The organism is Micrococcus sp. ACRRV (genome assembly GCF_022346985.1).
GTDB lineage: Bacteria > Actinomycetota > Actinomycetes > Actinomycetales > Micrococcaceae > Micrococcus > Micrococcus porci.
Genome location: NZ_JAKRNH010000119.1, coordinates 1 through 7,077, shown reverse-complemented (window position 1 = coordinate 7,077; position 7,077 = coordinate 1). Strand labels below are relative to the sequence as shown.

At 75.5% G+C, this 7,077-nt stretch carries 10 protein-coding genes; 5 read left to right on the top strand and 5 right to left on the bottom strand.

Annotation, left to right across the window (positions count from 1 at the left end):
- The first annotated feature begins 164 nt into the window (after positions 1-164).
- The 3 genes from rpmI (at position 165) to MHY29_RS10555 (ending at position 1,832) form a co-directional block, all read left to right on the top strand.
- Complete coding sequence (gene rpmI / locus MHY29_RS10565) at positions 165-359, top strand: 50S ribosomal protein L35 (RefSeq protein WP_224354601.1); 195 nt, start codon at positions 165-167, stop codon at positions 357-359.
- Positions 360-445: 86 nt separating this feature from the next.
- Positions 446-832, top strand: coding sequence for a 50S ribosomal protein L20 (gene rplT / locus MHY29_RS10560; protein WP_224354602.1), 387 nt, complete (start codon positions 446-448; stop codon positions 830-832).
- Positions 833-935: 103 nt separating this feature from the next.
- Positions 936-1,832: an RNA methyltransferase gene (locus MHY29_RS10555; protein WP_224354603.1), complete on the top strand. Its 897-nt coding sequence runs from the start codon at positions 936-938 to the stop codon at positions 1,830-1,832.
- 122 nt (positions 1,833-1,954) lie between these two features.
- Here the strand turns inward: MHY29_RS10555 and MHY29_RS10550 are convergent, their stop codons facing one another.
- Both MHY29_RS10550 and MHY29_RS10545 read right to left on the bottom strand, forming a co-directional pair.
- Positions 1,955-2,233, bottom strand: coding sequence for a GlsB/YeaQ/YmgE family stress response membrane protein (locus MHY29_RS10550; protein ID WP_224354604.1), 279 nt, complete (start codon positions 2,231-2,233; stop codon positions 1,955-1,957).
- 117 nt (positions 2,234-2,350) lie between these two features.
- The gene (locus tag MHY29_RS10545; protein ID WP_224354605.1) at positions 2,351-3,619 is read right to left on the bottom strand and encodes an MFS transporter; all 1,269 of its coding nucleotides are present in this window, start codon (positions 3,617-3,619) and stop codon (positions 2,351-2,353) included.
- A gap of 57 nt (positions 3,620-3,676) precedes the next feature.
- Between MHY29_RS10545 and MHY29_RS10540 the strand changes: the two genes are divergently transcribed.
- The gene (locus tag MHY29_RS10540; RefSeq protein ID WP_224354606.1) at positions 3,677-4,156 is read left to right on the top strand and encodes a (deoxy)nucleoside triphosphate pyrophosphohydrolase; all 480 of its coding nucleotides are present in this window, start codon (positions 3,677-3,679) and stop codon (positions 4,154-4,156) included.
- 22 nt (positions 4,157-4,178) lie between these two features.
- On the opposite strand, the gene MHY29_RS10535 is transcribed toward MHY29_RS10540, so the two are convergent.
- Positions 4,179-5,309 carry an Rv2578c family radical SAM protein gene (locus MHY29_RS10535; RefSeq protein WP_224354607.1) on the bottom strand — a complete coding sequence of 377 codons (1,131 nt, stop codon included), beginning with the start codon at positions 5,307-5,309 and terminating at the stop codon, positions 4,179-4,181.
- A gap of 75 nt (positions 5,310-5,384) precedes the next feature.
- Here MHY29_RS10535 and MHY29_RS10530 point away from each other — a divergent pair, with 75 nt between their 5' ends.
- On the top strand, positions 5,385-6,032 hold the full coding sequence (locus MHY29_RS10530; protein WP_239241081.1) for a pyroglutamyl-peptidase I: 648 nt from the start codon (positions 5,385-5,387) through the stop codon (positions 6,030-6,032).
- A 36-nt stretch (positions 6,033-6,068) separates the two neighbouring features.
- Here the strand turns inward: MHY29_RS10530 and MHY29_RS10525 are convergent, their stop codons facing one another.
- Complete coding sequence (locus MHY29_RS10525; protein ID WP_239241079.1) at positions 6,069-6,563, bottom strand: hypothetical protein; 495 nt, start codon at positions 6,561-6,563, stop codon at positions 6,069-6,071.
- On the bottom strand, positions 6,560-6,916 hold the full coding sequence (locus MHY29_RS10520) for a CHY zinc finger protein (protein ID WP_224354610.1): 357 nt from the start codon (positions 6,914-6,916) through the stop codon (positions 6,560-6,562). The genes MHY29_RS10525 and MHY29_RS10520 overlap by 4 nt, the downstream gene beginning before the upstream one ends.
- Between the last annotated feature and the right edge of the window lie 161 nt (positions 6,917-7,077).

Below are 7,077 nucleotides of genomic sequence, written 5' to 3'. Positions count from 1 at the left end.
GCCCCCAAGGGCGCGCCCAAGCCCGGTCCCCGCGGCTGACCACGGCCCGGCGCCTCGCGCGTCGGGCATCCAGACCCCTCCGTCCCGCCTGGGACGGAAGACCACAGCACTGGCACTGCGTCTCTGACGCGGACGCCAGCTGACGACGAAGGAGAACGGCTGCCATGCCGAAGATGAAGACCCACAGCGGCGCCAAGAAGCGCTTCCGCGTGACCGGCTCCGGCAAGATCATGCGCCAGCAGGCCAACCGCCGCCACTACCTGGAGCACAAGTCCTCGCGCCTGACCCGCCGCCTCGCCGGCGACAAGGTCGTCTCCAAGGGCAGCATCAAGCAGATCAAGCGGATGCTCGGCATCTGACCACCCTCCGGCCCACCGGCCGGTCCCTCACCTCTTCCCGGAGCGGTGCGCCCTGCACCCCGGGACCGACAGACAGGAGCACACACGTGGCACGTGTGAAGCGGGCGGTCAACGCCCACAAGAAGCGTCGTACCGCCCTGAATCGCGCCTCGGGCTACCGTGGTCAGCGTTCCCGCCTCTACCGCAAGGCGAAGGAGCAGCTGCTCCACTCGTTCACCTACAACTACCAGCACCGCCACAAGCGCAAGGGCGACTTCCGTCGTCTGTGGATCACCCGCATCAACGCGGCCGCCCGCGCCAACGGCATGACCTACAACCGCTTCATGCAGGGCCTCAAGCTGGCCGGCATCGAGGTGGACCGCCGCATGCTGGCCGAGATCGCCGTGTCGGACGCCGCCACCTTCACCGCGCTCGTCGAGACCGCCCGCACGGCGCTCCCGGCCGACGTGAACGCCCCGGCCGCCTCCCGCTGAGCCGTGGCCGGCGCGTCAGCGCCGTGACCGACAGGGGCGGGCCCGTCTACCGGGCCCGCCCCTTCGTCGTCCCCGCACATCCCCAGGAACAGGAGACCCCCGCATGTCCCGCGCCCCGCAGCCCGACGACGAGCTCATGCAGAACCCCCGCGCCGAGCGGGTGCGTGCCGTGGCGGCCCTGGCCGGACGCGCCGCCCGTCGGCGCAGCGGCACGTTCGTGGTCGAGGGCCCCCAGTCCTGCCGGGAAGCGCTGCGCGCGCACCTCGGGGAGGGGCCGGAGCGGACCCGCGCCCAGTGGCGCCCCGGCGCCGTGCTCACCCAGCTGTTCGTCGCCCCGGACCTCTTCGCCCGCGATCCCGGGCTCGGCGACCTCGTGGCGCGCCTCCACGACCTCACGGGGCCGGACCGTGTCCTGGTCCGGGAGGCCACGGACGAGGTCCTCACCGCCATGTCCGACGCGGTCACGGCGCAGGGGATCGTCGCGGTGGCCCGCATCCCGCAGCCGCTCACGGCGGAGGACGCGTGGTCCGACGCGCGGCTCGCCGCCGTCCTGTGTCGGGTGCAGGACCCGGGCAACGCAGGGACGATCGTGCGCGCGGCCGACGCCGCCGGCGCCGACCTCGTGGCGTTCACCGCCGGTTCGGTGGACCCGTTCGGTCCCAAGGCGGTCCGCTCCACGGCGGGGTCGCTCTTCCACGTCCCCCTCGTCGTCGGGACGGAGGCGGACGCCGCCGCCGACGCCGCCCGGGCCGCCGGCATGCAGGTCTGGGCCGCCGACGGCTACGGGGCGGATCGGCTGGACGCCCTGGAGCAGGACGTGCTCGGGGCACCGACGGCCTGGCTGCTGGGCAACGAGGCCCAGGGCCTGTCCGCCGCCGAGCTGGAGCTGGCCGACCGCCGGGTCGCGGTGCCGCTCTACGGGGCGGCGGAGTCCCTCAATGTGGCCACCGCCGCCACGGTCTGCCTGTACGCCTCCGCCATGGCGGCCCCGCACGCCTGACGCGCCCGTCCGCCGCACCGACGCGGCCACCCGGCGGGACGAGAACGGGGGCGTGGGCCGGAGATCCGGCCCACGCCCCCGTTCGGTGCGTGGCGAGCCCGTGGGCTGAGCGCGTCAGATGGTCAGACGCGGGTGCCGCGGCCCATGCGGCCGGCGATGGCCTGCCAGATGAACGCGACGATCACGCCGCCGATGATGGCCCAGAACCAGGTGGCCAGGTCGAAGAAGCCGTCGTTGGTGGACGCACCGAAGAGGGTGCGGCCCAGCCAGCCGCCCAGCAGGGCGCCCAGGACGCCGGTGATGAGGGCGCCCAGCCAGCCGGAGCCCTGGTGGCCCGGAAGGATGAGACGAGCGATGGCGCCGGCGATGAGGCCGAGGATGATCCACGCGAGGAAGCCCATGATGAATGTCCTTTCTGGACGTCTATAGCTGTACGTGGAGACACGTTAGCCCACGCCCGGGGGTCGCCCTCCACCCCTCATCGACTGCGAATGCGCTGTGCATCCATGGTCGGCGGGCTATGCCCCAGGCGGCGCCGACGCGGGGCGGCGCAGCAGCGCCACCGACATCAGCAGCCCGACGAGGGCGATGCCCGCGCCGATCAGCGAGGGCATCCGGAGGGAGGCGCCCGCCCCGACGGCCGCCGCGCCCACCCACGCGCCCATCGCGTTCGCCATGTTGAGGGCCGAGTGGTTCAGCGAGCCGGACAGCTGCGGCGCCGTCGGGGCGGCGTCCACGAGGAGCACCTGGAGGGCCGGTGCGATGCCGGAGCCGGAGAGGGCCACGACCAGCAGGCTCACCAGCAGCGCCGGCCACCAGGGGGCGGTCAGGGAGACGGCCAGCAGGCCCAGCGCGCTCACGCCGAACGACCAGCGCAGGGTCCGGATCGGGTCGCGGTCCGTCAGGGCGCCGGAGACGAGGGTGCCGATCACCATGCCCACGCCGTAGAGGGCCAGGACCGCGGGCACCCAGCGCGGGTGCAGGCCGGAGACCTCGGTGAGCAGGGGTGCGATGTAGGTGTAGAGGCAGAACATGCCCGCGAAGCCGACGACCCCGATGGCCACCGTCGCCCACAGCCGCCCCGAGGCCAGCCCGCGGATCTCGGCGGCGACGGACGCGCCCGCCGGGGCCGGCACCCGGGGGACGAGGAGGGCGGTGGCGGCGATGCATCCCAGGGCGCACGCCGCGACGACGGCGAACATCCACCTCCAGCCGGCCGCCTGGCCGAGGGCGGTGGCGGCGGGCACGCCGACGACGTTGGCCACCGAGAGGCCCGCCATGACCCAGCCGATCGCCTGGCCCCGACGCGCGGGGCCCGCGAGGTCCGCGGCGGCGAGGGCCGCCGCGGAGAAGAAGGCGCCGTGGGGCAGGCCGGAGACGAACCGGGCCGCCATGAGCGCACCCAGGCTCGGGGCCAGCAAAGAGGCGAGGTGCCCCACCACGAACAGGCCCATGAGGAGGATGCTGGAGAGTTTGCGGTCCATGCGCGCCAGCGCCGCCGCCAGCACCGGCGCACCCACCACCACGCCCAGGGCGTACATGGAGATCAGGACGCCCCCGGTCTCCAGGCCCACACCGAGGTCGGTCACGGCCTCGGGCAGCAGGCCCATCATCGTGAACTCCGTGGTCCCGATCGCGAAGCTGCCCAGGGCCAGGGCGAGGATCGCCGGCAGCAGGCGCACGCGCCGCGGGCTCAGGAGGTCGTCGGGCGAGGCGGGACGAGGGGAGGGGGCGGCGGCGCCGTGATGCGGTCTCGGGATCGGGTGCGGAGCGGGGTTCTGGGGCACCGGCCCAGCCTACGGACGGCGGCGCAGACGAGGCGGCCCCGCCGCTACTCTGGCGGCATGAGTCCCGCCACACCGCAGACCCCTCCCGTGCCGTCCGCGCCGCGCCCCGTGGTGGGGGTCGCCCTGGTCGACGACGCCGCACGCCCCACCGCGCTGCTGGCCGCGCGGCGCAGTGCCCCGGCATCCCTGGCCGGGCTCTGGGAGTTCCCGGGCGGCAAGGTGGAGCCGGAGGAGGGGGCCGATGCCGCGCTGCACCGCGAGCTCGTCGAGGAGCTGGGCGTGCGGGTGCGCCTGGGCACCGAGGTGGCGGCCCCCGAGGGCCCAGGCTGGGAGCTGGCGAACGGGGCCCGGATGCGCGTGTGGTTCGGCGTGCTCCGGGAGGACTCGGGCGCCCCCGCCGCGCTGCAGGACCACGATCGCCTGGAGTGGACGCCGCTCACGGCCGAGGCCCTGCACGCGCTGGACTGGATCCCTGCTGACCGGCCGATCGTCGACGCGCTGTTGGCGGCGGTCGAGGCCGGCCGACTCGGGCTCTGAGCCGGGCCGGTCGGTCCGGCGGTCAGAACAGCGTCGGCTGCGCGATGACGGGCCGGACGGCGTCCGCGGCCGTGTCCGCCTGCTCGGCGCCGGTCGTGCCGGCCGGGGCGGAGAGGGGTGCCGAGGCGCCCCCTCGCGGGCCGGGCCCGTCCTCCCGGGTGATCGTGTGGGCGCCTCCGTGGCGCAGTCCGTGGCGCGCCGCAGCCTCCCGTGCGGCCTGGGAGACCACCCGGCGGTACGCCTGCGGCGCGTAGGCGGAGCGGGCGTACATGCGCCGGTAGTCCGCAGCGAGGTGGGGGTGCTCCCGGTCGATCCAGCCCAGGAACCACTCCCGGGCGCCGGGGCGCAGGTGCAGGGTCCCGGCCAGGACGCTGTGCGCTCCGGCGTCCGCGAGGGCGGCCATGAGCCGGTCCAGCTGGCGGTCCGAGTCCGTCAGCCAGGGCAGCAGGGGCATGGCCATGACGGAGACCTCCACCCCGGCCTCGGCCAGACGGCTGATCAGCCGCAGGCGGGCCGCGGGGGAGGGCGTGCCCGGCTCCACCGCGGCCGCCAGGGAGGGGTCGAGGAGGGCCAGGGACAGCCCGACCTGCACGGACGTCTGTGCGGCGGCCGCCTGCAGGGCGGGCGCGTCCCGCCCCAGCAGCGTGCCCTTGGTGAGGATGGAGAACGGGGTCCCCGTGTCCGCCAGGGCGGTGATGATGCCGGGCATGAGCCGGTAGCGGCCCTCGGCGCGCTGGTAGGGGTCCGTGTTGGTGCCCAGGGCCACCGGCTCACGCGTCCAGCCGGGACGGGAGAGCTCCGCGCGCAGGACCTCCGGGGCGTTCGTCTTGACCACGATCTGCCGGTCGAAGTCCTCGCCGGGCCCGAGGTCCAGGTAGCGGTGGGTGCCGCGGGCGTAGCAGTAGACGCAGGCGTGGGTGCATCCGCGGTAGGGGTTCACGGTCCATCGGAAGGGCATGGCCGAGGAGGCGGGCACCTTGTTCAGCGCGCTGCGCGCCAGCACCTCATGGAAGGTCACGCCGGCGAACTCCGGCGGGGACACGATCCGCTGCAGGCCCGGGAGCGGCAGCGTCGCGGGCGAGCCGGCCGGTGTGCCGGCCCCCGGCCGCTGAGCTCCGCCCCCGGTCCGCAGGGTCTGCGCTTCCCATCGCATGACTCCATTAGAACACATGTTCGAATCGCGTGACAACGGCCGGAGTCGGCACGGCCTTCCCGTAGCCTGGCGCGCATGACCGACCCCGTCCGCGTCCTCCTCACCGGCTTCGAGCCCTTCGGCGGCGACGACCACAACCCCTCCATCGAAGCGGCCCGTGCGGCCGCCGCGGCCCTGACCGCGGACGGGACCCCCGCCGTCGCCGTGGAGCTGCCCTGCGTGTTCGCCGCGGCCGGGCCCGCGCTGGCCGCCGCGCTCGAGGCGCACCGACCGGAGATCGCGGTCGCCGTCGGGCTCGCCGGGGGGACGGCCGCCGTGCGGGTGGAGCGCGTGGCCGTGAACCTGCAGGACGCCCGGATCCCGGACAACGCGGGGGACCGGCCCGCGGACCGCCCCGTCCGCTCCGGCGGTCCCGCCGCGCACTTCGCCACCCTTCCGGTCAAACGCGCCGTCGCCGCCGTGCGCGAGGCCGGTGTCCCCGCCGAGCCCTCCCTCTCGGCCGGGTCCTTCGTGTGCAACCACGTCATGTACTCGCTGCTCGACGCCCCGGCCCCGGCCCGCGCGGCCGGCTTCGTCCACGTCCCGTGGAGCCGCGAGCACGCGCCGACGCCGGAGACCCCGGCTCTGCCGGCGGCGGACCTGGCCCGCGCCGTCGCAGCGGTCGCCCGGGCGACCCTGGTCGAGGGCCCGGACCTCGACGTCCCCGGGGGTGCCCTGCACTGACGTGGGCCGGACCCGCCGTGCGGCAGCCGGCGCGGCTCAGGCGCGGCGGGCGTCGCGGAGGTCCCCGGCGGCCGGCTTGAGCGCGCCCTGGCCGGGGCCGCGCCGCACCGCCGCCTGGACGTATCCGCCGCGCTTCAGTCCCGCGCCCCGCTCGAACGGGTTGCGCGACGCCGGGTCGCCCGTGCGCCAGCTCGACCACGCCGCCGACATCCCGTACAGCGGCACGAAGGGCAGCCCCAGGCACGCCGCGTACTGGGCGGCGTGCGCTCCCTCGTGCCGCCACAGCCGCTCCGTCATCTCCAGCCCGGGCCGGGTGAACACGACGTCCCCCGCCGTGAACGCCGCCCCGCCCGGGAACCGGTGCCGCCAGCCCTCCGCGTGGAGCAGCCCGTCCGGCCCCGGGCGCAGGGGGCAGCCCGCGAGGACGGCGCCCACCACACCGAGGGGCGTCGAGAGGTTCAGCAGGTTCCACAGGCCCCGCAGCCGCGCGGCGCCCCGCGGCCGAGTCGGGCGCGCGGGGGCGGCGCTCACGCGTCCACCGCGAAGTACAGGCGGGCGTGTCGGGAGCAGCCCGGGTTGAAGCCGGCTCCGCAGGCCGGACAGTGCGGATCCGCGTGGGCCATGGCGGCGCGGTACGCGGGCACATCCATCTCGTGCCGGCAGACCCCGCACAGCACGCTCGGGAGGCCGAACGCCTCGCGGGGGAGCGGGCGGCCCGGATGGCCGGCCAGCTCGTCGTGGCACTCGCGGCAGCACCAGTACTCCGGGCAGCAGTCCAGGCGCAGGGCGACGACGTCGCGCTCGGTCCGGTAGTGGGCGCAGCGGGTCTGCGGGTCGGCGTCGACGCCCCGGACGGCGGGGCCGGGGTCTGCGGGCGTCACCATGGCGCCAGACTAGGGGAGCGCGTCCGGCGCGGCCACTAGATGTACTGACCGGGGACGTTGATCGAGTCCGCTGCATGTGAGGCGTCGAGCTTCCCAAGGAGTGCCTCCAGCGCTGTCAGCTCGTCGGGGGTCAGGGCGTGGAAGAAGGCGTTGCGTCCCTG

Excerpts from the sequence above, each read along its gene's own strand:
- rpmI (WP_224354601.1), top strand. The coding sequence starts at position 165 with ATGCCGAAGATGAAGACCCACAGCGGCGCCAAGAAGCGCTTCCGCGTG.
- MHY29_RS10555 (WP_224354603.1), top strand. The coding sequence starts at position 936 with ATGTCCCGCGCCCCGCAGCCCGACGACGAGCTCATGCAGAACCCCCGC.
- MHY29_RS10550 (WP_224354604.1), bottom strand. The coding sequence starts at position 2,233 with ATGGGCTTCCTCGCGTGGATCATCCTCGGCCTCATCGCCGGCGCCATC.
- MHY29_RS10540 (WP_224354606.1), top strand. The coding sequence starts at position 3,677 with ATGAGTCCCGCCACACCGCAGACCCCTCCCGTGCCGTCCGCGCCGCGC.
- MHY29_RS10535 (WP_224354607.1), bottom strand. The coding sequence starts at position 5,309 with ATGCGATGGGAAGCGCAGACCCTGCGGACCGGGGGCGGAGCTCAGCGG.
- MHY29_RS10530 (WP_239241081.1), top strand. The coding sequence starts at position 5,385 with ATGACCGACCCCGTCCGCGTCCTCCTCACCGGCTTCGAGCCCTTCGGC.
- MHY29_RS10520 (WP_224354610.1), bottom strand. The coding sequence starts at position 6,916 with ATGGTGACGCCCGCAGACCCCGGCCCCGCCGTCCGGGGCGTCGACGCC.